This window comes from Cupriavidus sp. 10L43_2 (assembly GCF_056395265.1).
On record NZ_JBFTJE010000002.1, the window covers coordinates 227888 to 249846 of the forward strand.

Below are 21959 nucleotides of genomic sequence, written 5' to 3' on the forward strand. Positions count from 1 at the left end.
GCCGGGGGAGAGGGGCAGCGCCGCTACGAAGTCAGTCGCCCATCCGCACCAGATAGCGCCCGCGTGACTGCCGCGCCAGCATGCGGGCCATGGCGTCGGGGATGTCCTGGAAGGCGATCTCGTTGGCGACCAGATCGAGGTGGCGCGGGCGGTAGGTATCGGCGATCTTCGCCCAGACTTCGCGGCGCAGCGCCATCGGGCTGTTGGCGTTGATGCCGATCAGCTTTACGCCGCGCAGGATGAATGGCAGAACGGTGGCGTCGAACTGGGCGCCCGCCGCGTTGCCGAAGGCCGTGGCCACGCCGTCTGGCTGGAGCGTGCGCAGCATCCACGCCAGCACCTCCCCGCCCACGGCGTCGACGGCGCCGGCCCACTGCGCCGGGTCCAGCGGCTTGCCCGTCCCCTTGGCCACCTCGGCCGGCAGGATCTCCGCCGCGCCCAGCGTGCGCAGGTAATCGAGTTCGGCAGCCTTGCCGGTCAGCGCCGTCACGGCGTAGCCGCGCCCCGCCAGCATGTCGATGGCGATGCTGCCCACGCCGCCCGTCGCCCCGCTCACCACCACCTTGCCGCGCGCCGGCGCCAGCCCGTTGTGCTCCATCCAGTGCAGGCACAGCCCGGCCGTGTAGCCGGCCGCGCCGAGCGTGGCGGCCTCGCGCAGCGAGAGCCCGGCCGGCAGCGGCATCGCCCAGTCCGCCTTCACGCGCGCGTACTGCGCGTGGCCGCCGTCATGGTCCACGCCGATGCCGAAGCCATGCACGACCACCAGGTCGCCTTCACGGAAGCGCGCGTCGGACGAGGCCGCCACGGTGCCGGTCAGGTCGATGCCGCCGATGCGCGGGTACTGCCGCACGATGGCGTTGATGCCGGCGGCGGCCAGCGCGTCCTTGTAGTTCAGGCTCGACCACGCCACGCGCACCAGCACCTCGCCGGGCGACAGGTCGTCGACGTTCAGTTCGACAAAGCCGGCGGTGGGGGTGCTGGACCCTGCCGTGGGCGCGTGAAGCCGGTAAGCCAGAAATCGGGACATAGCCTTTCCTATCTATCCATTGCCAATCAAACCATTGCCAATCAATCCAGCGACGTGCCGGTGGACTTCACCAGCGCCGCCCACCACGCGGTGTCCGCGCGGATCTGCTGGGCGAACTGCTCAGGCGTGTTGCCGACCGGCTCGGCGCCCTGGTCGATCAACCGCTTGCGCATCTCCGGCCGCGCCAGGATCTTCAGCGTGGCCTGGTTGAGCCGGTCGATGACCGCGCGCGGCGTGCCGGCCGGCGCCATCAGGCCCTTCCAGGCCGTGACCGTGAATCCCTTCAGCCCGGCCTCCTCCGCCGTCGGCACGTCCGGGGCAATCGGCACACGCTTGTCGCTGGCCACCGCCAGCGCGCGCAGCTTGCCGGACTGCACGTGCGGCCACAGCGGCGGCATGTTGTCGATCAACACCGTGATGTGCCCCGCCACGAGGTCCGCCACGGCCGGGCCGGTGCCCTTGTATGGCACGTGCTGCATGCGCAGGCCGGCCATCTGGTTCAGCAGCTCGCCCGCCAGCTGGGCCGGCGTGCCGTTGCCGGGCGAGCCGAAGGTGACCTGCCCGTTGTGCGTGCGGGCGTAGGCGATGAACTCGCTCACCGTGGTCACCGGCAGCCCGGCATTCACCACCATCAGATTGAAGTCGCGCGAGATCATCGTCACCGGCGCGAGGTCGCGCGCGGGGTCGAAGGTCATCTTCGGATACAGGCTCGGGTTGATCACCGTCGGCCCCGCGCTGGCCAGCAACAGCGTGTAGCCGTCCGGCGCGGCACGGGCGACGATCTCGCCGCCGATATTGCCGCCCGCCCCGGGCTTGTTCTCGACCACCACGGTCTGGCCCAGCTCCTCGCGCAGCGGATCGGCCAGCAGGCGCGCGACGATGTCTGCCGTGCCGCCCGGCGCGAACGGCACCACGAGCCGTATCACCCTATTGGGGTACGCGCCCTGCGCCTGCGCCACCCCCACCACGCCCAACATCGCCCATGCAAGACTTGCGACGACTACAGATGCTTTGAACATTTTTGTCATCTCCGGTGGTTTTATCCGGATGTGACATTACACGTTCAGCGCTGCGCCGTCGCCTGCGCGATGGTGCGCCGGGCGATATTCAACTGATGGATCTGGCTGGTACCCTCGTACAGCCGGAACAGGCGCACGTCCCGGTAGAAACGCTCGATGCCGTAGTCGGCGATATAGCCGTAGCCGCCGAACATCTGCACGCAGCGGTCCGCCACGCGGCCGCACATCTCGGAGGCGAAGTACTTGCAGATCGACGCCTCCATGGTCACGTCCGCGCCCGCGTCACGCTGGCGCGCGGTCTCCAGGATCAGCGCGCGGGCCGCATGGATGTCGGTCTGGCAATCGGCAATCAGGCCCTGCACGAGCTGGAAGTCCGCCAGCGGCTGGCCGAACTGTTTGCGGTGGGTGACGAAGCGCACGGCGTCGTCCAACATGCGGATGGCCGGCCCGGTGCACAGCGCCGCCAGGTGGATGCGCTGCTTGTTCAGCACCTTCATCGCCGTGCGGAAGCCCTGCCCCGGCTCGCCGCCGATCACGCTCTCTGCCGGCACGCGGCAATCGTGGAAATACACCTCGGAGACCGGCGAGCCGGCCTGCCCCATCTTGCGGTACGGCGCGCCGGTGGTGAGCCCCGGGGTGTCGCGCGGGATGATGAAGGCCGAGATGCCGGCCGCGCCGGCGGTGTCCGGGTCCGTGCGGGCCATCACCGTGAACAGGCCGGCGAGGGGCGCATTGGTGATGAAGCACTTGGTGCCGTTCAGCACGTAGTGGTCGCCGTCGCGCCGGGCCGAGGTTTGCAGCGCGGTGGCGTCCGAGCCGGCTTCAGGCTCGGTCAGCGCGAAGGCGCCAGTCACCTCGCCGCTGGCCAGTAGCGGCAAGTAGCGGCGCTTCTGGGCGGGCGTGCCGTCGGCCACCAGCGCCTCCGAGCCGATGCCCGTGTTGGTGCCCACGCGGGCCCGGAACGCCACCGAGCACTGCGACAGCACCATCGCCGCCAGCACCAGTTCCTCGGTGGTCATGCCCGCGCCGCCGTATTCCTCTGGAATCGAATAGCCGAACATGCCTTGCGCGGCCATCGCGTCCACGATGTCGCCGGGCACTTCGTCGCGCTCCGCCACCTCGGCCTCGCGCGGCACCAGACGTTCACGCACGAAGCGTTGCAACGCTTGCAGGAAGGGATCGAAGACTTCCGGGTCTCTGATCATTCAGTGTCTCGCTCTAATCGGCACCAGCAAAGGCGATGCATCGAATCGAGCCTACGGGGGGCGCATCGTTCGCACTATCGATGTTTCGCTATCTTGAACATCGTCTACCCTTATGGAACCGCGCGGCCAAGACCGCAAACTAAGGGTTAACCCCATGCCCTCTAGCCCCCACCACCCCGATCCCGCGTTCGCCACCACGCTGGCCCATGGCCTCGGGCTGCTCCAGTGCTTTCGCGCGGGCGAGACGGTGCTGAGCAACAAGGAACTGGCGGACCGGACCGGCTTGTCGAAGGCCACCATCAGCCGGCTGACGTACACGCTGGCCGCCCGGGGCCTGCTGCTCTACGACAGCCACTTGCGCCGCTACCGGCTGGGCTCCACGGCGCTCTCGCTCGGCTATCCGCTGCTGGCCTCGCTGGGCGTGCGCCAACTGGCCCGCCCGCTGATGAAACGCCTCAGCGACCGCATGGGCGGCACGGTCTCGCTCGGCATGCGCGACCGCCTGCATATGGTCTACGTGGAAACCATCCGGGGCCACGACGCCATCGCGTTCCGCCCGGAGATCGGTGCCTCGCTGCCCATGCTGACCACGGCGATGGGGCGCGCCTGGCTCGCCCAGGCCCCGGAACCGGTGCGCGCGCCGGTCATCGCCGGCCTGCGCGAGCACGTACCGGACGACTGGCGCGAGCATGCCGAGGCCCTGCCGGAAGCCATCGAACATCTGGCACGGCTCGGCTTCACGCGCACGCCGGGCGCCTGGCAGCGCGACGTGCACGCCGTGGCCGCGCCGATGCGCACGCTGATCGACGGCGAGATCCTGATCTTCAACTGCGGCGTGCTGGCCAGCCGCCTGCCGCCCGGCATGCTGGAGGAACGGATGGGCCCGGGCCTGATGGAGATGGTGCACGAGGTGGAAATGCTGCTGGCGGGAGCCGGCTGATGGCGCTTCCTCTTCCCCAAGCCCCCGCCTCGCCCGAGCGCGACCGCCAGTTCGCCACCACGCTGGCGCGCGGCATCGACATCCTGCTGGCCTACCGCCCCGGCGAGTCCTTGCTTGGCAACCGGGACTTCGTGCTGCGCACGGGCTTGTCGAAGTCCACCGTCGCCCGGCTGACCCACACGCTCGCCGCGCTCGGCTACCTGCGCCACGACGTGGCGCTGGGCAAATACCGCCTCGGCGCGGCGGTGCTGGCGCCGGCCTACCCGTTGCTGTGCGGCATGCCGATCCGCCAGCTCGCCCGCCCGCTGATGCAGGCGATGGCCGACGAAGTGGGCGGCGCGGTCTCACTGGGCGTGCGGGACCGGACCCGGATGATCTACGTGGAGACGGCGCTCGCCACCCATGACCTCGCGGTCACCCCCGATGTGGGCGCCGCCATGCCGATGCTGGCCACCGCCATCGGCAAGGCGTGGCTGTGCCGGGCGCCGTCCGAGGCCAGCGCGCCCGTGCTGAACCGCCTGCGGCTGGAAGACCCGGAGGCGTTCCACCGCGCCGCGCCGGCGCTGGCCCAGGCGCGCAAGGATCTGGCACGGCACGGCTACTGCACCAGCCGGGACGAATGGCGGCGGGATGCCTTCGGCTTCGCGGTGCCACTCTGCGCGCGCGTGGATTCACGCTGGTTCGTGCTGAATTGCGGGGTTTTGGCCCGAACGGGGGCCTTCCATGCCGCCGAGAAGGTGGTTGGCCCGCGCCTCGTGGCGCTGGCCCATCAGCTCGAGACGCGGCTGGGGCTGCGCTGACGCGGCAAATCATCGCAAAAACACCACAAAAGACCGTCATCGCACGGGCTTTTCCTTGACGGCGCAACGCTCGGCTAGGATCATTCGTGTTTTCACATTAACGCGAATCGTTCGCATTCCCGTTAGTATTCGCACCTACGAGCCAACATAACAATGACTTCCTGCTTGCCCAATGCCGCGCGCCGGCAGCACGCGCCGTCGCGCGTGCGCCCTCTGGCCGCTTTCGCCCGGATGGCTGTCCTGACCGGATTCCCGCTGTGTGGCGTCGCCTTCGCCCAGACCACGGAGCCGGCGGCAGCCGCCCCGTCCGAGCAGGCGCTGCCGGCCGTGACCGTGAGCGCGGCGCAGGAAATCGAGATTGGGCCGCAGTTGAAGAAGAAGGCCTCCGGCGGCGCCCTGGGCAGCCGCCCGCAGCTCGACACGCCGTTCTCCACGACCATCGTGACCGGCGAAGACCTGGCCGACCGCCAGGTGACCAAGATCGGCGACGTGTTCTTCAACGACGCCTCGGTCTCCGACAACAGCAACGCGAATAACGCGTGGGCGGCGTACACCACCGTGCGCGGCCTGCAGCTCGACTGGCGCAACGCGTACAAGATCAACGGCATGCCGTTCATCAGCTACGGCCTGACGCTGCCCTACGAACAGCTCGAACAGGTGGAACTGCTCAAGGGCGCCTCCGGCTTCATGTACGGCTTCGGCAACCCGGGCGGCACGATCAACTACGTGACGAAGCGCCCGACCGACCAGTTCACGGCCAGCGTGGAACTGGGCTACCGCTCGTCGCACGTGTGGACCGAGCACGTCGACGTGGGCGGCCGCGCCGGCCCGGACAACATGTTCGGCTACCGCCTGAACCTGACGCACGAGGAAGGCAAGCCCAGCAATGCCGTGGGCATCAACCGTAATTCGGTCTCGCTGGGCCTGGACGCACGCATCACGCGCGACCTGACCTGGACCTTCGACGGCATCTACCAGGACCGCAACACCTGGGGCGCCACGCCGACGTTCTACACCGGCCAGATCCCCGCCGGCGGCCAGCTCCCGGGCGTGGTCAGCGGTCGCGGCGGCCTGTACGCCGGCCCGGACGCGCACTTCTACTCGAACCTGCAGGTGTACCAGACCGGCCTGCGCTACCGGCTCAATGACGACTGGACCGTCAGCACGACCTACAGCTTCAGCAAGCAGTCGCGCAGCCGTAACGAAACCACGCTCAACCTGCAGAACGGCCTGGGCGACTACACCGACTTCCGCTACGACGGCGCCGAAAGCCAGCAGTTCACCAACTGGACGTCGATGGTCGAAGGCAAGTTCCGCACCGGCCCGTTCCGCCATGAACTGGTGGCCGGCCTGAGCTGGCAGAAGCAGATCGACCGCTACAGCACCAACTCGGTCTACACGCAACTGGCCGACGGCAATATCTACGCCCCGTACACCGGCGTGTACTACAGCCAGACCGGCTTCAACAAGTACCGCGCCGGCGACACCGAGCAGAAGTCGGCGTTCGTCAGCGACACCATGTTCCTGACCGAGCAATGGTCGGTGCTGGGCGGCCTGCGCGTCACCAACTACGAGCAGAACGGCTACGGCTTCCCCGGCACCACGGGCGGCAACACCAACTTCACCAAGAACGGCCTGATCACGCCCACCGCGGCGATCATGTTCAAGCCGATGCCGAGCACCACGCTGTACGCCAGCTACGTGGAGTCGTTCGACGGCGGCGGCATCGTCTCGTCGTTCTACTCGAACGCCGGTGCCGCGCTGACGCCGGCCAAGAGCCGCCAGTACGAAGTGGGCGCCAAGACGGACCAGGGTCTCTGGACCGGTACGGCGGCACTGTTCCGCATCGAGCAGCGCACGGAATTCGGCCGCAACGATGGCGGCTCCCTGCCGGTCTTCGTCCAGGACGGCAAGTCGATCTACCAGGGTGTGGAGCTGGCCGGCAGCACGCGGATCGGCTCGCAGTGGGAAGTGGGCGGCAGCGCGATGTACCTGGACAGCTCCTACGACCAGGGCCAGCTGAACATCGGCAACCGCGTGGCCGGTGCGCCGAACTGGATCCTCACGGGCCGGATCAGCTACCGCATTCCGTTCGTGCCGGGCCTGAAGGTGGGCCTCGACGGCAAGTACACGGGGACGACCAAGGTCCGCCCCGAGGGCGACCTGACGGCGGGCGGCTACACGGTGTTCAACCTGGGCGCCTCGTACAACACCCGCGTGGCGGGCAAGGAACTGACGCTGCGCGCAGCGTTGACCAACCTCGCCAACAAGCGCTACTGGGGCTTCCAGTACGCTGGCTACGTCCAGCCGGCGGACCCGCGCGCCATCAGCCTGACGGCGAAGATCGCGTACTAAGGCGCGCACCCGTCGCGTACTGCGGCGATTACGCCACATGTGAAACGCCCTGCCCTGGCAGGGCGTTTTGCTTTGCGGCAGGTTGGAGCGCCGATCCTGCCCGTATACAATCGCGGTCTTTATCCGTTCACCCCAGACCTCCGCCCCGCCATGACCACCCTCGGAACGCCCCTCTCCCCCTCCGCCACCAAAGTGATGCTGCTCGGCTCCGGCGAGCTCGGCAAGGAAGTGCTGATCGCGCTGCAACGGCTGGGCGTGGAAACCATCGCCGTGGACCGCTACGAGAACGCGCCGGGCCAGCAGGTGGCGCACCACGCCCGCACCATCACCATGAGCGATGGCGAGCAACTGAAGGCGCTGATCGAGGCTGAGCGCCCGGACCTGGTGGTGCCCGAGATCGAGGCCATCGCCACCCCGATGCTGGAGGCGCTGGAAGCCGCCGGCGTGGTCCGCGTGATTCCGACCGCCCGCGCCGCACGGCTGACCATGGACCGCGAGGGCATCCGCCGCCTGGCCGCCGAAACGCTGGCCCTGCCGACCAGCCCGTACAAGTTCTGCGACTCGCTCGAGGAACTCCAGGCCGCCATCGACGGCGGCATCGGCTACCCGTGCGTGGTCAAGCCGGTGATGAGCAGCTCCGGCAAGGGCCAGAGCAAGATCGACGGCCCCGAGGGCGTCAAGGCTGCCTGGGACTACGCCATGGCCGGCGGCCGCGTGAGCCACGGCCGCGTGATCGTGGAAGGTTTCATCGACTTCGACTACGAAATCACCCTGTTGACCGTGCGCGCCGTGGGCGCCGATGGCCAGGTGGAAACGCAATTCTGCGAGCCGATCGGCCATGTGCAGGTCAGCGGCGACTACGTGGAAAGCTGGCAGCCCCACCCGATGCACCCAAAGGCCCTCGCCACGGCGCAGCACATCGCCCGCGCGGTGACGGCCGACCTCGGCGGCCAGGGGCTGTTCGGCGTGGAACTGTTCGTCAAGGGCGAGCAGGTCTGGTTCAGCGAGGTCAGCCCGCGTCCGCACGACACCGGCATGGTGACGATGATCACCCAGTGGCAGAACGAGTTCGAACTCCACGCCCGCGCCATCCTCGGCCTGCCGGTCAGCACGGCGCTCAAGAGCCCCGGTGCCAGCGCCGTGATCTACGGTGGCGTGGAAGCCCAGGGCATCGTCTTCGACGGCGTGGACGACGCCCTGCGCGTGCCGCAGACCGAGCTGCGCCTGTTCGGCAAGCCGGAAAGCTTCGAAAAGCGCCGCATGGGTGTGGCGCTGGCCTACGCCGAAAATGTGGATGTGGCCCGCGAGCGTGCCAAGGACGCGGCCAGCCGCGTCAAGCCACGCAAGGGCTGACCGGCCGAGCCGGTTTGACGCCGGTCAAGGCGTGATGGCGACCTTCAGCACGCCGTCACGCTGATTCGAGAACAGGTCGTACGCCTCGACGATGCGAGACAGCGGGAACCGGTGGGTCACCATCGGTCCGAGATCGAGGCGATTGGTCTCGATCACCTGCATCAGCCGCCGCATCCGCTCCTTGCCGCCCGGGCACAGCGACGTCACGATGCGATGGTCGCCCAGCCCGGCGGCGAAGGCATCGAGCGGAATACGCAGGTCGCTCGAATAGACGCCCAGGCTCGACAAGGTGCCACCCGGCTTCAGCACGCGCAGCGCCGCCTCGAAGGTGGCCTGCGTGCCGAGCGCCTCGATGGAGGCGTCCACGCCCCGCCCCCCGGTCAGGCGCAGGATCTCCGCCACGACGTCCACCTTGCGGAAGTTCACCACGGCATCCGCGCCCATCTTCTGCGCGATGGCCAGACGCTCGTCGAGCCCATCCACCACGATAATCATCCCCGCGCCGCACAGCCGCGCGCCAGCCGTGGCGCAGAGCCCGATCGGCCCCTGGGCGAAGACCGCCACCGCATCGCCGATCTTGATGTTGGCCTGCTCCGCCCCGGCAAAGCCCGTGGACATGATGTCCGGGCACATCAGCACCTGCTCATCGGTCAGGCCATCCGGAATCGGCGAGAGGTTCGCCTGGGCATCGGGCACCAGCACGAATTCGGCCTGCGTGCCGTCGATGGTGTTGCCGAAGCGCCAGCCGCCCATCGGCTTGTAGCCATGGCCGTGCGCCTGGCCGTCCTGCGAAGGCCGCCCGTCCTGGCACGCATAGGAATGGAAGCTCGGACAGATCGCCCCGGCAATCACGCGCTGGCCCACCCGGTAGCCCGTCACCACGCTGCCAAGCTTCTCGATCACGCCGACCGGCTCATGGCCGATGGTCAGGCCCGGCTTGACCGGATATTCACCCTTGAGGATGTGGACATCGGTGCCGCAGATCGTGGTCGTCGTGATGCGGATCAACGCATCGGTCGGCCCCACTTCCGGAATCGGCTTTTCCCGGAGTTCGATCTGTCCGGGTCCCTTGAAGACCAACGCTTGCATGCTTGCCATGACGCACTCCCGACGGTTGTCGCAGATAAACAGGCTAGGCGATGGGACAAGGACATGCCAATCCGGAGCCGGGTCATCTGCGCGCGGGTTGATCGCGTGCAAGCTTGCTGCAAAGTCTGAAGCTTCAGATCAAGGAAACGCCGTTACGCCCGCGCGTCCGCCGCCGCCACGGCAAGTGCCGCATGCTGCGCGCCGAGCACCGGATTGGCCCGCAGCCCGCTCAGGTCCGCACCGGACGGCGCCTGGTACAGCCGCAGCCCCAGTTCCGGCAGGATCGCCAGCAGGTGGTCGAAGATATCGCCCTGAATGCGCTCGTAGTCCGTCCAGCCGGTCAGCGTGGTGAAGCAGTAGACCTCGATGGGAATGCCCTGCGAATCGGGCTCCATCATGCGCAGGTTCAGCAGCAGGTCGTGGTGGATTTCGGGATGGGCACGCAGGTAGGCCATGCCGTAGGCGCGGAATGTGCCCACGTTGGTCAGGCGGCGCCGGTTCACCGGGTCGTCGTCCGGGCCGCTCAGGGTGAGGTTGGTCTGCGCCACCTGCGCCTGCTTGATCTCCAGGTAGTCGTGCAGCAGCCGGAAGCGCATCAGCGCGTGCAGTTCCTCGTCCTCCAGAAAGCGCACGCTGGTGGCGTCGATGCGCAGCGTCCGCTTGATCCGCCGCGCGCCGGACTCGAACATGTGCCGGTAGTTGCGGTAGCTCTCCGAGAACAGCTTGTAGGTGGGCACCGTGGTCACGGTGTTGTCCCAGTTCTTGACCTTGACCGTGTGCAGCGCGATGTCCATGACGAAGCCGTCGGCATTGGACTGTGGCATCTCGATCCAGTCGCCGATGCGCAGCATGTCGTTGGTGGTCAGCTGCGTGCTGGCCACCAGCGACAGCAGCGTGTCCTTGAAGACCAGCAGCAGCACCGCCGAGAGCGCGCCCAGGCCGGAGAGCATCCAGAGCGGCGAGCGGTCGATCAGGATCGACAGCACCAGCACGCCGCAGATCAGCCACAGCGCCAGCTGGGCGATCTGCACATAGCCCTTGATCGAGCGCGTCTGCGCCCGCTGGCTGCCCGCGAACACGGTCTGCCAGGCCGAGAACACCCCGGACAGCATCAGGAACACGCTGACCCACGTGCCGGCATGGGCCAGCCGCTCGATCAGTCGCGAGAAACGGCCGAGGTTGGGCACCTCGCCGATGCCAAGCGCGATCACCGCCAGGAAGATGGCGTAGCCGAGCCGGCGGTAGATGCGGTGGCGCAGCAGCGCCGCGGCCCAGTTGCGGTGGCCGGACAGGCTGAGCACGCGGTAGACCAGGCGGCCCGCCACGCGCGCGATCAGCCACTGGGCCAGCGCGGCGATCACGCCGAGCGCCAGCACATAGAGCGCGATCTGGGCCGAGGGATGGGCGGGAAGGCGTTGCTGGAACAGGTCCAGCAGGGCATCGAAATTCATGCGGCAGGCAGGTCGGTCATCAAACAAGCGCCAAGTGTACTAGCCCCGCGTGTGTCTCCCCTCTCCCGCTTGCGGGAGAGGGGAAAACCTGCTCACCCGTGCGGCGCGTACATCGCCATCAGCTGCTCGTCGGTGTAGCCCCACTGGCGCGCGTCCTCGAACGCCACCACGGTGTCCTCGCTGTGGGACAGGTCGATGACCTGCGGTGGCACCGCCTGGGACGCCGCCACGTTGTAGAACGTCATCACGCGGGGCCGCAGCGGCTCGTCCTCGTTCTGGCCGCACACCACGCCCAGCCGGCTGGAGCGCAGCCGCAACACCGTGCCGAGCGGGTAGATGCCCACCGTCCGCGTAAACGCCTTGAAGACCCGGCGGTCGAACAGCGTGTCCACGCGCACGGCGATGTACTCCACCGCGCGCGCCGGCGCCCAGGCCTGGTGATTGGGCCGGGGCGAGGTCAGCGAGTCATAGGTATCGCAGATCGCCGCGATCTTGGCGTGCACGCTGATCTCGTGCTCGACCAGCCCGAACGGGTAGCCGCGCCCGTCCACGCGCTCGTGGTGGTGCACGCAGACGTCGAGCGGGATATTGGTATACAGGCGCGCCTCGTTGAGGATGCGGTAGCCCGCCGACGGATGGCGGCGCATCTGCTCTTCCTCGGCCGGCGTCAGGTCGGTGGCCTTGTGCAGCAGCGAATCGGGCAGCGTCAGCTTGCCGATGTCGTGCACCAGCCCGGCCAGCCCGAGTTCGCGCACCTCGCCATCGGGCAGCTTGAGCGTGCGGCCCACGGCAATCATCAGCGCACACACGGAGAACGAGTGCAGGTAGGTGTAGTCGTCCTTGGCCTTGAGCCGCGCCATGGCCAGCAGCGCCTGCGAATGGCGCGACAGCGACAGCGACGCCGAATCCACCAGCAGCAGTGCCCCGGCGGTCTCCAGCGCGCGGCCCATGCGCACATCGCTGAACATGTTGCCGACCAGAGAGCGACCACTCTTGATCAGCTCGCGCGCGCGTTCCAGTTCTTCCTCGAAACTGGCCTCGGGCTCGTCGTCGGCGAGATCGGCCTCCATCATCTCCGGCGCGGCCGGCGTGGGGAGGTTGCGGCCCTTGAGGATGTCGATCCACACATCCTGCACGTTGGCCGACTGGATCTGCGTGACCTGGTCGTCGCTGGTGACGAGGAAACGCGAGCGCCAGAACGGGTGGTTGATCCAGGGTCCGCCCAGCCTGGCCACGAACATGCCCACCTGGAGCTGTTCCGCGCGAATTCTTCTCAGCATGCACTTGCCCCTTGAAATGGGTGCGGATGTCTCCGCGAACCCGTCAATCCGGGGCTCTGTCAGGCCCCTTGTCCGGTGTCGCGGTCGTTGCCGCGGCACGCAGTTGTTGTTTGCGACCCAGTTGTGTAAGACCCTTTTGGCCCGCGTTAACGGCAAACGCCGGCCGATCTTTAGTGGTTTCTTCGGATTCTTCCGAATTCGACCATCCCGCGCGACGCACCACCCAGGCCAGCAGCCAGACCCCAACCCCGGCCGACCCCGCCACCAGCCCGACGCCGGCCATGCGCTGGTCGTCGATCAGGTAGCTCGCGCACAGGCGCGCGGGTGCGTCGACGAAGAGCATACCGAAGGTCAGGCCCATCCAGACCATGTTGCCGCCGAAGAACAACACCAGCGGCCACGCCGCCACGCGGAGCGCGATGCCGGTTGACAAGCCGGCCACGAACACCGTAGCGAATTTGGCGGCATTGACCATCGGCGACAGCCGCGCGAGGTCCAGTGCAATCGGCAGCATCCACAGCCCGTAGCCGAGCGCCGCCACCACCAGCAGACTCAGGGCGTGCGGCCGCAGCGCCGCCATCGTCCGGGCCTGCCAGCGCACCGGGGCCACCCGCGCGGACAGCCAGCCAGCGGCGAACACGGCCGGCAGCAGGCCCAGCATCTGCAGGGCCATCGAGGCTTCCAGGGGCTCCCGCAGCGGCGGGACGGCCAGGACGATCGGGACGGCGATCAACGCCAGGAATCGGACGACTCTCATCGCCCCACTCCGCCCGCCGCCGCATGGCGCAGGGCCAGCGCATAGGCCGCCTGGAAGTCTTCCAACTCGAAACTGCCCAGCACCACCCCGAGCGCATCCACCACCTGCAGGCCGCCGTTGTGGACGAAGCCACCGAAGCCGTCCGGAATGGCGATAATGTCGGCCTCGCGCAGCAGCGCTTGCATGGCGACGGGCGCGTCCGGCGCAGCCACCCGCCATTGCGGCGGCCGTGCACCATGCTCGCGGGCGTAGCTGGCGAGGTCGGCGCCGTCATCGCGCGGGTCGAAAGACAGCGAGATCAGGCCGATCCGGCCCGCCATGCCGTCCGCCTCCACCTGGCGCGATAGCTGGGCGAAGGCGGCCCCGAGCGCGCGGCACACGGTCTGGCAGCGGGTGTAGATGACATCGACGAGATAGACGGTGGGGGCGCCTGCGGCTGGTCCTGCGGCTGGTAGTTCGCCGAAAAACCTCTGCGGCTGGCCAAGCTGGTCATGCACCGCGATGGGCGGCAGGCGCATCTCGTGCGCGGCGATGCGCGCCTCGCGGCGCTGGTCGAGCGTCCAGGCGGTCAGGCCATGCGTGATGGCCCAGAGAGTGATGCCGCCCAGTACCAGCACCAGACCGAAAACCGCGCGCACAGCCAGAGACCCGCGCGGGCGCGCGGGCCGAACACCGTGTGCGAGGCTAGCCACCCGGGCTGCCGAGCGCCGCGTCACCATCGAACGGCGCCGCCATGGCGGCCGTCTGGGTGCGTGCGGCGGCGACGGCTTCCGCCGTTACCGGGCCAGCGGTATTGCCCCACTGGCTGCGCACATGGGTCAGCACCGCGGCAATTTCGGCATCGGACAACTGGTCCGCGAAGGCCGGCATCGCCCCGTTGTAGGCCGTGCCCTTGACGGTCAGCTTGCCGGTCACGCCGCGCAGCACGATAGACGCCAGCCGCGCCTCCTGCCCCACCACCCACTCCGAGCCCGCCAGCGGCGGGAACACGCCCGGCAAACCCTGCCCGGTGGCCTGATGGCAGGCCACGCAACGGGCCTGGAACACCGCCGCGCCATCCACGGTGCCGCCGCCGGCGCCCTTCGGCTTGCCTTTCAGGTCCGCCAGGGTGCGGCTGTCGCCCAGCGACGAGGGCTGGTCGCTTTCGGACGTCACGATATAGAACGCCCCCCACGCCACCAGCGCGGCCACCATGGCCAGCACGTAGCGGGGAATCGGCGCGCGGTTCTCGTGCGGATCGGCATTCTCGCGGGCACGCGCCGCGGCGGCCTGACGTTCTTCCGATGGATCTGCCATCTGTTTCCTCTGCGGATGCGCTTATCGGGTGCTTATCGCGGGTTCGACTCGCTACCTTCGGGCGGCAACACCGCCCCGGTGCGGTTCAGCGACTGGAGATAGGCCACCAGGTCAGACGCGGCGGCGGTCGGCACCACCACCTTGCCCGGCGGTGCGTAGCCCGGGGGCAGCGTCACCGGCTTGTCGCCCGGCTCCGGCGCGTCCTTCACATCGAACAAGTACGGGTAGCTGGGCATGATGCTGCCGCTCACGTAGGCGCGCGGCTGGTACAGGTGCCCGAGGTGCCAGTCGGCGCCGGGCTGGCGCACGCCGATGTTCATCAGGTCCGGCCCGGTGCGCATGGTGCCCAGCAGGTGCGGCTTGTCGTAGTAGTAGTCGCCGGCCACGGCCACGCGACCCCAGCCGCGCTTGGCGTCCGGCGCGTAAGAACTGTCGCGCGGCTGCTGGGAATGGCAGTAGATGCAGCCGTTGGCGATATAGACCTCCCGCCCGCGCAGCTGCGCGGCGGTATAGGGCTTGGTGCCTTCGGTGGGCTTGACGTCCTGGAGTTGCAGATACGGCAGGACGACCAGCGCGCTGGTGGCCAGCGCCAGCATGGTCATGCCCCCCGCCAGCAGGGCGCTTTCATTGTTCACGGTTCAGACTCCCTCGGCAGGTTTTTGGCCCGACTGGCCCGTTTTGCGCAGGCGGCCCTGGTGGAACAGCGCCGGGCGGTCACGATTCGGCCCGAAGCCGAAGACCGCGCAGACGAAGTTCGTCACGAAGAACAGGTGGCCCGTCAGCATCATTGCCCCGCCCAGCGAGCGGGCGCGCAGGTACGGCAGGGTCACGGCGACCGAGTCCATGAACGGGCGCGCCGCGTCCAGCATGGCCAGCCCCTGCAGCCAGCCGCCAATGCTCAGGAAGACGAAATAGATGCCGATGCCGCCCGCCGCGAGCCAGAAGTGCATGTAGATCATCCAGCGGTACGGCCATTCGCGGCCGGTCACGCGCGGCACGATGAAGTACAGCGCGCCGAAGAAGGCGAAGCTGACGAACGCGTACAGCCCCAGGTGGGCGTGGGCCACGGTGTAGTGCGTGAAGTGGGCCACGCGGCTCACCGTGCGCAGCGCCTCGAACGAGCCCTGGATGGAACTCAGCGTGTACATCATCCCGCCGAAGGTGATGAAACGCAGCGTCGGCGAGTCGATCAGCCGGCGGAAGTTGCCGCGCAGCGTCTGGTGCTGGTTGATGGAGAACGCGACCACCGGAATCAGCATCATCATGCTCTGCACGATGGACAGCGTAATCAGCCACCCCGGCACCGGCCCGCCCACGAGGTGGTGGCCGCCCACCTGCCCGTAGAAGAACGCCAGCGCCCAGAAACCCAGCAGCGAGAGCCCGTACGACCGGACCGGCTGGCCGATGATCTTGGGCAGGAAATAGTAGATGGAAGCCAGCGCCAGCGGCGTGTAGAACAGCCCCAGCACGTTGTGGCCGAACCACCAGTTCATGGTGGCCTGCTCTACGCCGAAGTGCACGCCCGGCACGTTCGCCACCAGGAACAGCACCGGGAACCAGAACAGCGCGCAGCCCATGTACCAGACCGACACGTAGAGGTGATCCACCTTCCGGTTGACCAGCGTCAGCACCAGCGGCAACCCCACGAAGGCGCCGCCGATCACGAACAGGATGTCCACCTGCCAGGGAATCTCGAGCCACTCCAGCCCATCGGAAATCCCCGCGCCGATGCTGCCGATGCCGGCAATCAGCCCCGCATTCCACACCGCCGCCCCCAGCACCGCCCAACGGGCGCCGACCAGCGCCGTCTTGAGCAGCCGGGGCAGCAGGAACAGGGCGATGGCCAGCCCGGCCATCGGCGCCCAGCCGTAGGCCACGGCGTTCAGGTGGATGGTGCGGATGCGGCCGAAGGACAGCCAGGGCACGCTGGCGAGCAGGTCCGGTTCGTGCAGCTTGATCGAGGCGGTGAGCCCGGCCATCGACGCCACCACCAGCCACACCATGGCGCAGCAGATGAACAGGAACACGACTGGCGCGGAAGATGCATCGGCGGCATCGCGGGAGGGATCGTCCAGCCCGGGCGTCAGGTGCGCCGAGGCAGGATCCTCGGGGTGCCCGGTCTCGCCGTCGGCAAAGATCACCCGCGCGGCGGCTGGCGAAGTATCGAACAGGCCCTTCTGCATGCTCCAGATAAAGGCCGCCAGCGCGATCACGGAAAGCAGGAACGCGGAGAGCAGAATGGCGATGGTATTCATGGCATTGCCGGCAGGCATGAGATGAGTCCTGCGCAGATTACGCACGGGGCGGATAGGCGCCCATAGCCACTTCCTGCGTTTTTTGGGTGACCACCGCCGCCTCAGGTTGCAGGCGAGATACGCGCAGGGGGCGCGCAGCGGGTACTGAATCGAGGCACCGATGGGAGCCCGCCCCCTGGAGAGCGCCGCGCCGGTCCCCGCCTCCGCAGCGTGGTTTTTTGTCGAATTACCTTAAATTGCATCAGAGATGCAACTTAACTAGAATGGCGGCAGCGCCTGCCTGCGCGCGGTTTTCCGACCGATGACTCGCCCCCGCCCCCATCATGAACGTCCACTTGAGCATTGAAGGCCGCCACGGCCTGGCCAGTCAGATTTATCGCCAGTTGCGCGCCGGTATTCTCGACGGCCGGCTGGCCGCTGGAGAGCGGCTCCCGTCGACGCGCGAACTTGCCACGCAACTCGGTGTTTCCCGAAAGACAACACTCGATGTCTTCGAACGGCTCACCGCCGAGGGCTATCTGCGCTCGCGCACCGGCGAGGGCACCTTCGTGGCGGCGGCCATGACGCGGCGCGGCAACCTGCCCACGCACGCCACGGCCTTGCAGCCGGCCGACGCGCTCTGGGAATCGATGCCGGACGCGCTGCCGATCCGCCAGGAGGGCGTCTCCCCGCAGTACGACTTCATGGGCGGCGTGACCGAAAAGCGGCTGTTTCCGTTCGACCAGTGGCGCCGCTGCGTGAGCCATGCGATACGCGTGCAGGCGCGCGTGCCGGCAGGCTACCGGGATCCGGCCGGCGAGCCGGAGCTGCGGCTGGCGGTGTCGCGCTACCTGGCCTTCAGCCGCGCCGTGGTCAGCAACTGGCACGACGTGATCATGACCCAGGGCGCCCAGCAGGCGCTGACCCTGCTGGCGCGGGTGGTGCTGCGGCCCGGCGACGTGGTGGCCATGGAAGACCCCGGCTATCCGCCCGCCCGCATGAGCTTTACGGCGGCGGGCGCCCGGGTGGTGCCGGTACCGGTGGATGCGGATGGCATCGTGGTCAGCGCCCTGCCCGCGGACGCCCGCATCATCTATGTCACCCCCTCGCACCAGTTCCCGCTCGGCATGCCGATGAGCCTGGAGCGCCGGCTGGCGCTGCTCGACTGGGCGCAGCGGCGCGGCGCGCTGGTGGTGGAGGACGACTACGACGGCGAATTCCGCTTCGAGGGCCGGCCGATGGACTCGCTCAAGAGCCTCGACCATGACGACGTGGTCGCCTATGTCGGCACATTCTCGAAGACTATTTTTCCGGAACTGCGCATCGGCTACGTGATTCCGCCCGCCCCGCTGGCGCAGGCGCTGTGCCGGGCCAAGCAGACCAGCGACTGGCATAGCTGCACCCTCACCCAGACCGCGCTGGCCAAGTTCATGCTCGACGGCTATTTCGCCAAGCACCTGCGGCGCATGCACAAGGAGTACGCGGCGCGGCGCGCGGCGCTGCTGCGCTGGCTCGATCTCGACCTGTCGCCCTGGCTGGCCCCGCTGCCGGCGTCGGCCGGCATCCACCTCGTGGCCGAAATCCGTCCGGTCGGCCTGAAACAGGCTGACGAAGCCGCCTTTATCGCCCGGGCCGGGGCGGCGTCGATCGGGCTCTACGGCGTCAGCGGCATGTTCGCGGGGCGGCCACCGCGCCCCGGCGTGCTGATGGGCTACGGCGGCCTCAGCATCGAGGAGATCGATGCGGCCATGCAGCGGCTGCTGGACACACTCCACGGCCGGGCGGTGTTGCCGGGGGCTGTGCATCTGTTGCCCAGCCAGCATACGCGGCCGGGCCGGGCCGCTATACCTTGAAAAATTCGGCAATCTGCCGTTAATTGTTGTCGGCCTCCGCTATTGCGTCTTTCCTGCTTGATGCATACCCATTACGACAACCTCAAGGTATCCCGCGACGCGCCCCAGGAAGTAATCCGGGCCGCGTACAAGTCGCTTAGCCAGAAATATCATCCCGATCGCCATGCGGACGGCGAGGAATCCAATCGCATCATGCGGCTGCTGAACGTGGCCTATGACGTCCTGAGCGACCCCGGGCGGCGCGCGGAGCATGACCAGTGGATCGTGGAGCAGGAGCGGATGGAGGCGATCCGCGCCCGCCGCCGCGAGGTGCCGCCGCGCCCTGCACCGGGCACGGCGCGGCCCCAGACGGCGCGTCCGCAGGCCCAGCCCCGGCAGCCACGCGCTGCCAGCGGCGCTGCCGGGGCGGCGGGAGGGGCCAAGGCCGGCGGTGCGTCCGCCCAGGGTGCCTCCGCGCGCGGCGCCAACAACAAGTCCTCGCAGAAAGCCGAAGAAGCCCGCCCCTCGCGCGGCGAGAAGACCCGTTTCCGCCCCAAACCCGAACCCCGGCCCGATGGCCCGCCGCCGCGCGGCCAGCCGCTGCCGGCCCATCTGGCCTTCCTGCTCTATATCGCGGTGGGGGCCAGCATCGTGGTCCTGCTTGGCGACTGGACGCCCAGCGCCAGTTCGGCCGCCGACACCCCGGTCGCGCTGGTCAAGCCGGCCCGGGCCGAGGAAGCCTTCCCGCCGCAACCGCCCCGCTACAGCCGGCCGGCCAACACGCCGCGCGGCATGCCGTGGCCGAGCCGCTCGGGCTACCTGACCGGCTATCCGGTGCTGAACAGCAACGGGTTGTCCACGGTGACCGTGGACAACACCCGCAATGTGTCCGATGTGTTCCTGAAACTGGTATCGATCGAGGGTGACGCGGCGATTCCGGTGCGCACAAGCTTCGTACGCAGCGGGTCGATGTTCACGATGGAGAATATTGCGCCCGGCCGTTATGACGTGCGCTACCGGAGCCTCGACTCCGGGGAGATCTTCCGTTCCGAGCGCTTCGACCTCAAGGAGATCCAGGAGGCCAACGGCACGAGCTTCGCCAACAACACGCTCACGCTCTACAGCGTGATGGGCAAGTCGAAGAGCGTGACCATCACGGAATCGGAATTTCCCTGAACCGGCTGGCGCCGGCCCAGTAACAGCTCAGTCGCCGTTCAGTACGGCTTGGGCTGCGGCTGCTTGTTCGGCGCGCCCTGGGTGCCCGAGGGGTTATAGGGCACCGGCTTCGGCGCGGGGGCCGGTACCGCGCCATAGAGTTTCTGCCAGCGGGACTTCAGCCCGTCGGCAATCTCCTTCTGGTTGTACTGCTCGGCAAAGTCGATCGCGGTCATGCGCTGCTGGTTCTTCAGGCGCAGGTCCGCGCCCTCGTCCAGCAGCACCTTCACGGTGTCGATATGCCCGCCGCGCGCGGCCATCATCAGCGGCGTGGTGCCGTTGGGGCTTTCCGCATCGATATAGGCGGCGTGATCGACGAGGTACTTCACCACCTCGTTGTGGCCGTTGGAGGCCGCGTAGTGCAGCGGCGCCCAGCCCTTCTTGTTGATCTCGGCCTCTTCGCCGTCGACCATCAGCTTCACCATGTCCAGCTCGCCCTGCAGGCTGGCCATCATCAGCGCGTTCTCGCCGGCCGGGTTGGTCTTGTCGAAGTCGATGTTCTTCGCCTTGATCAGCACCGTGGCGGCCTTGATCGATTTCTCGCGCAGCGCCAACACCAGCATCGGGTTGCCCCGGGCGTCGGTCAGGTTCGGGTCCACGCCGCGCGCCAGCAGTTTCTGCACCGTGTTGGCATCGTCGAATTCCACGGCCTTGCGCATGTCGTCCGCCGGCGCGGCCCAGCCTGCCGTGGCGGCGCCCAGCGTCAGGGCGGCCACCGCGCCACGCATCGTCTTCATGTCAAACATGAGCATTCCTGTCTATGTGCTTGAAGAGACGGAAGAAATTATCCGTCGTCTGTTCGGCGATGGTTTCCACCGGCACCCCGCGCAGCTGGGCAATGAACTCGCCCACATGGCGCACCCAGGCCGGCTCATTGGTCTTGCCGCGATACGGCACCGGCGCCAGATAGGGCGAATCGGTCTCGATCAGCATGCGGTCCAGCGGCACCTTCTTGGCGGTTTCCTGGAGGTCCGCCGCGCTCTTGAAGGTGACGATGCCTGAGAACGAGATATGGAAGCCCTCGTCGAGCGCCTGTTTCGCCACATCCCAGGTTTCGGTAAAGCAGTGCATCACGCCGCCGGCCTCGCGCGCATTTTCCTCGCGCATCACGCGCAGCGTGTCGTCCGCCGACGACCGGGTATGGATGATCAGCGGCTTGCCGGTCTGTTTGGCGGCGCGGATATGGGTGCGGAAGCGCTCGCGCTGCCATTCCATGTCGTCGACGCTGCGGCCATTGAGCCGGTAGTAATCGAGCCCGGTCTCGCCGGTGCCCACCACGCGCGGGTGAGCGGACAGCGCCAGCAGGCGTTCGAGCGTCGGGTCCTCGCCCTCCTCGTAGTCCGGGTGCACACCCACCGACGCATACAGGTGCGGATGCTGCTCGGCCAGCGCCAGCACGCGCGGGAAGTCCTCCAGCGTCACCGAGATGCACAGCGCGTGGGTGACCTGATTGGCCTTCATGTTCTCGAGCAGCTGCGGCAGCCGCTCGGACAGTTCCGGGAAATCGATATGGCAGTGGGAATCAACGAACATCGTCAGTCTCTGGATGCGGGTCAGTCGAGCCGGCGGCCGACGATCACGAGATCGCGCTCAATGCCATCGAGCACCGCCACGCGCGGCAGGTCGCCCCAGCGGGCGAAACCGTGCCGCTCGAACAGGGCCAGGCTCGGCGTGTTGTGGCCGAAGATGAAACCGAGCAGCGTGGTCACGCCCACCTGCGGGGCATGGGCGATGGCCTGCTCGAGCAGGTAGCGCCCCAGCCCTTGCCCACGGCGGTCCGCGTGTAGGTAGATCGACAGCTCGGCGGTCGCGCCATAGGCCGGACGGCCATAGAAATCCGAATAGCTGAGCCAGCCGGCCATACGGCCCTCGGCATCCTCGCACACCCACAGCGGGCGGCGCTCCGGCTGATGGGCGTCGAACCACGCCTGGCGGGACGCCACGCTCACCGGCTCCGTATCCGCCGTGACCATGCGTGATGGCACCGTACTGTTATAGATCTCGACGATGCCGGGCAGGTCGGCTGGCGTGGCCAGGCGCAGGGTGAAATCGGAAATACGCATGAATAACAAATACTTGCGAAGCTAACTTCGCGTGGATGATCAG

Annotated in this window: 20 protein-coding genes; 6 read left to right on the forward strand and 14 right to left on the reverse strand. The window is 67.9% G+C overall.

All coding sequences use genetic code 11. The features are described from left to right. Positions 1-31: 31 nt before the first annotated feature. The 3 genes from AC1DEL_RS03295 to AC1DEL_RS03305 form a co-directional block, all read right to left on the reverse strand. On the reverse strand, positions 32-1027 hold the full coding sequence (locus AC1DEL_RS03295) for an oxidoreductase (protein WP_092293243.1): 996 nt from the start codon (positions 1025-1027) through the stop codon (positions 32-34). Between the two features lie 41 nt (positions 1028-1068). Further along, positions 1069-2004, reverse strand: a complete 936-nt coding sequence (locus tag AC1DEL_RS03300; protein ID WP_255370766.1) for a Bug family tripartite tricarboxylate transporter substrate binding protein — start codon at positions 2002-2004, stop codon at positions 1069-1071. Positions 2005-2090: 86 nt separating this feature from the next. Next, the gene (locus tag AC1DEL_RS03305; RefSeq protein ID WP_092293239.1) at positions 2091-3251 is read right to left on the reverse strand and encodes an acyl-CoA dehydrogenase family protein; all 1161 of its coding nucleotides are present in this window, start codon (positions 3249-3251) and stop codon (positions 2091-2093) included. A gap of 154 nt (positions 3252-3405) precedes the next feature. On the opposite strand from AC1DEL_RS03305, the gene AC1DEL_RS03310 reads away from it, so the two are divergent. From AC1DEL_RS03310 to purT, 4 genes are all read left to right on the forward strand, one after another. Then, the gene (locus AC1DEL_RS03310; protein WP_477125210.1) at positions 3406-4191 is read left to right on the forward strand and encodes an IclR family transcriptional regulator; all 786 of its coding nucleotides are present in this window, start codon (positions 3406-3408) and stop codon (positions 4189-4191) included. Further along, on the forward strand, positions 4191-4991 hold the full coding sequence (locus AC1DEL_RS03315; RefSeq protein ID WP_477125211.1) for an IclR family transcriptional regulator: 801 nt from the start codon (positions 4191-4193) through the stop codon (positions 4989-4991). Before AC1DEL_RS03310 ends, AC1DEL_RS03315 begins: the two co-directional genes overlap by 1 nt. 153 nt (positions 4992-5144) lie before the next feature. Then, entirely contained in the window at positions 5145-7346 is a 2202-nt protein-coding gene (locus tag AC1DEL_RS03320; RefSeq protein ID WP_092293233.1) for a TonB-dependent siderophore receptor, read from the forward strand. A 150-nt stretch (positions 7347-7496) separates the two neighbouring features. Beyond that, a complete protein-coding gene (gene purT / locus AC1DEL_RS03325) occupies positions 7497-8699 on the forward strand; it encodes a formate-dependent phosphoribosylglycinamide formyltransferase (protein WP_092293231.1) in 1203 nt (400 codons plus the stop codon). A gap of 24 nt (positions 8700-8723) precedes the next feature. Here the strand turns inward: purT and AC1DEL_RS03330 are convergent, their stop codons facing one another. The 8 genes from AC1DEL_RS03330 to AC1DEL_RS03365 all read right to left on the reverse strand — a co-directional run bounded on the left by AC1DEL_RS03330 (position 8724) and on the right by AC1DEL_RS03365 (position 16827). After that, entirely contained in the window at positions 8724-9797 is a 1074-nt protein-coding gene (locus AC1DEL_RS03330; RefSeq protein ID WP_092293229.1) for an NAD(P)-dependent alcohol dehydrogenase, read from the reverse strand. Positions 9798-9940: 143 nt separating this feature from the next. Next, positions 9941-11239, reverse strand: coding sequence for a mechanosensitive ion channel family protein (locus AC1DEL_RS03335; RefSeq protein WP_092293227.1), 1299 nt, complete (start codon positions 11237-11239; stop codon positions 9941-9943). 92 nt (positions 11240-11331) lie between these two features. Next, on the reverse strand, positions 11332-12519 hold the full coding sequence (locus AC1DEL_RS03340; RefSeq protein ID WP_477125212.1) for an HD-GYP domain-containing protein: 1188 nt from the start codon (positions 12517-12519) through the stop codon (positions 11332-11334). Positions 12520-12562: 43 nt separating this feature from the next. Continuing rightward, complete coding sequence (locus AC1DEL_RS03345) at positions 12563-13276, reverse strand: hypothetical protein (RefSeq protein ID WP_477125213.1); 714 nt, start codon at positions 13274-13276, stop codon at positions 12563-12565. Then, positions 13273-13914, reverse strand: a complete 642-nt coding sequence (locus AC1DEL_RS03350) for an SCO family protein (protein ID WP_477125214.1) — start codon at positions 13912-13914, stop codon at positions 13273-13275. Before AC1DEL_RS03350 ends, AC1DEL_RS03345 begins: the two co-directional genes overlap by 4 nt. A gap of 46 nt (positions 13915-13960) precedes the next feature. Further along, positions 13961-14572 (reverse strand): c-type cytochrome, encoded by a 612-nt coding sequence (locus AC1DEL_RS03355; RefSeq protein ID WP_441644199.1) that lies wholly within the window; start codon positions 14570-14572, stop codon positions 13961-13963. A gap of 32 nt (positions 14573-14604) precedes the next feature. Then, complete coding sequence (locus AC1DEL_RS03360; RefSeq protein ID WP_092293219.1) at positions 14605-15207, reverse strand: cbb3-type cytochrome c oxidase subunit II; 603 nt, start codon at positions 15205-15207, stop codon at positions 14605-14607. Positions 15208-15210: 3 nt separating this feature from the next. Continuing rightward, entirely contained in the window at positions 15211-16827 is a 1617-nt protein-coding gene (locus AC1DEL_RS03365) for a cbb3-type cytochrome c oxidase subunit I (protein WP_092293345.1), read from the reverse strand. Between the two features lie 323 nt (positions 16828-17150). Here AC1DEL_RS03365 and pdxR point away from each other — a divergent pair, with 323 nt between their 5' ends. After that, on the forward strand, positions 17151-18659 hold the full coding sequence (pdxR, locus tag AC1DEL_RS03370; protein ID WP_092293217.1) for a MocR-like pyridoxine biosynthesis transcription factor PdxR: 1509 nt from the start codon (positions 17151-17153) through the stop codon (positions 18657-18659). A gap of 60 nt (positions 18660-18719) precedes the next feature. Then, complete coding sequence (locus AC1DEL_RS03375) at positions 18720-19814, forward strand: J domain-containing protein (RefSeq protein WP_477113008.1); 1095 nt, start codon at positions 18720-18722, stop codon at positions 19812-19814. Between the two features lie 38 nt (positions 19815-19852). Here AC1DEL_RS03375 and AC1DEL_RS03380 read toward each other — a convergent pair whose 3' ends face one another. From AC1DEL_RS03380 to AC1DEL_RS03390, 3 genes are read right to left on the reverse strand one after another with little or no spacing between them, the layout of a single operon-like run. Beyond that, a complete protein-coding gene (locus tag AC1DEL_RS03380; protein ID WP_454757036.1) occupies positions 19853-20599 on the reverse strand; it encodes an ankyrin repeat domain-containing protein in 747 nt (248 codons plus the stop codon). Then, the gene (locus tag AC1DEL_RS03385) at positions 20592-21386 is read right to left on the reverse strand and encodes a TatD family hydrolase (protein WP_092293211.1); all 795 of its coding nucleotides are present in this window, start codon (positions 21384-21386) and stop codon (positions 20592-20594) included. The genes AC1DEL_RS03380 and AC1DEL_RS03385 overlap by 8 nt, the downstream gene beginning before the upstream one ends. Before the next feature lie 20 nt (positions 21387-21406). After that, on the reverse strand, positions 21407-21916 hold the full coding sequence (locus AC1DEL_RS03390; protein ID WP_441591030.1) for a GNAT family N-acetyltransferase: 510 nt from the start codon (positions 21914-21916) through the stop codon (positions 21407-21409). Between the last annotated feature and the right edge of the window lie 43 nt (positions 21917-21959).

Coding starts and splice junctions, on each gene's coding strand:
- AC1DEL_RS03295 (WP_092293243.1), bottom strand. CDS start 1,027: ATGTCCCGATTTCTGGCTTACCGGCTTCACGCGCCCACGGCAGGGTCC.
- AC1DEL_RS03300 (WP_255370766.1), bottom strand. CDS start 2,004: ATGTTGGGCGTGGTGGGGGTGGCGCAGGCGCAGGGCGCGTACCCCAAT.
- AC1DEL_RS03305 (WP_092293239.1), bottom strand. CDS start 3,251: ATGATCAGAGACCCGGAAGTCTTCGATCCCTTCCTGCAAGCGTTGCAA.
- AC1DEL_RS03310 (WP_477125210.1), top strand. CDS start 3,406: ATGCCCTCTAGCCCCCACCACCCCGATCCCGCGTTCGCCACCACGCTG.
- AC1DEL_RS03315 (WP_477125211.1), top strand. CDS start 4,191: ATGGCGCTTCCTCTTCCCCAAGCCCCCGCCTCGCCCGAGCGCGACCGC.
- AC1DEL_RS03320 (WP_092293233.1), top strand. CDS start 5,145: ATGACTTCCTGCTTGCCCAATGCCGCGCGCCGGCAGCACGCGCCGTCG.
- purT (WP_092293231.1), top strand. CDS start 7,497: ATGACCACCCTCGGAACGCCCCTCTCCCCCTCCGCCACCAAAGTGATG.
- AC1DEL_RS03330 (WP_092293229.1), bottom strand. CDS start 9,797: ATGGCAAGCATGCAAGCGTTGGTCTTCAAGGGACCCGGACAGATCGAA.
- AC1DEL_RS03335 (WP_092293227.1), bottom strand. CDS start 11,239: ATGAATTTCGATGCCCTGCTGGACCTGTTCCAGCAACGCCTTCCCGCC.
- AC1DEL_RS03340 (WP_477125212.1), bottom strand. CDS start 12,519: ATGCTGAGAAGAATTCGCGCGGAACAGCTCCAGGTGGGCATGTTCGTG.
- AC1DEL_RS03345 (WP_477125213.1), bottom strand. CDS start 13,276: ATGAGAGTCGTCCGATTCCTGGCGTTGATCGCCGTCCCGATCGTCCTG.
- AC1DEL_RS03355 (WP_441644199.1), bottom strand. CDS start 14,572: ATGGCAGATCCATCGGAAGAACGTCAGGCCGCCGCGGCGCGTGCCCGC.
- AC1DEL_RS03365 (WP_092293345.1), bottom strand. CDS start 16,827: ATGAATACCATCGCCATTCTGCTCTCCGCGTTCCTGCTTTCCGTGATC.
- pdxR (WP_092293217.1), top strand. CDS start 17,151: ATGAACGTCCACTTGAGCATTGAAGGCCGCCACGGCCTGGCCAGTCAG.
- AC1DEL_RS03375 (WP_477113008.1), top strand. CDS start 18,720: ATGCATACCCATTACGACAACCTCAAGGTATCCCGCGACGCGCCCCAG.
- AC1DEL_RS03380 (WP_454757036.1), bottom strand. CDS start 20,599: ATGTTTGACATGAAGACGATGCGTGGCGCGGTGGCCGCCCTGACGCTG.
- AC1DEL_RS03385 (WP_092293211.1), bottom strand. CDS start 21,386: ATGTTCGTTGATTCCCACTGCCATATCGATTTCCCGGAACTGTCCGAG.
- AC1DEL_RS03390 (WP_441591030.1), bottom strand. CDS start 21,916: ATGCGTATTTCCGATTTCACCCTGCGCCTGGCCACGCCAGCCGACCTG.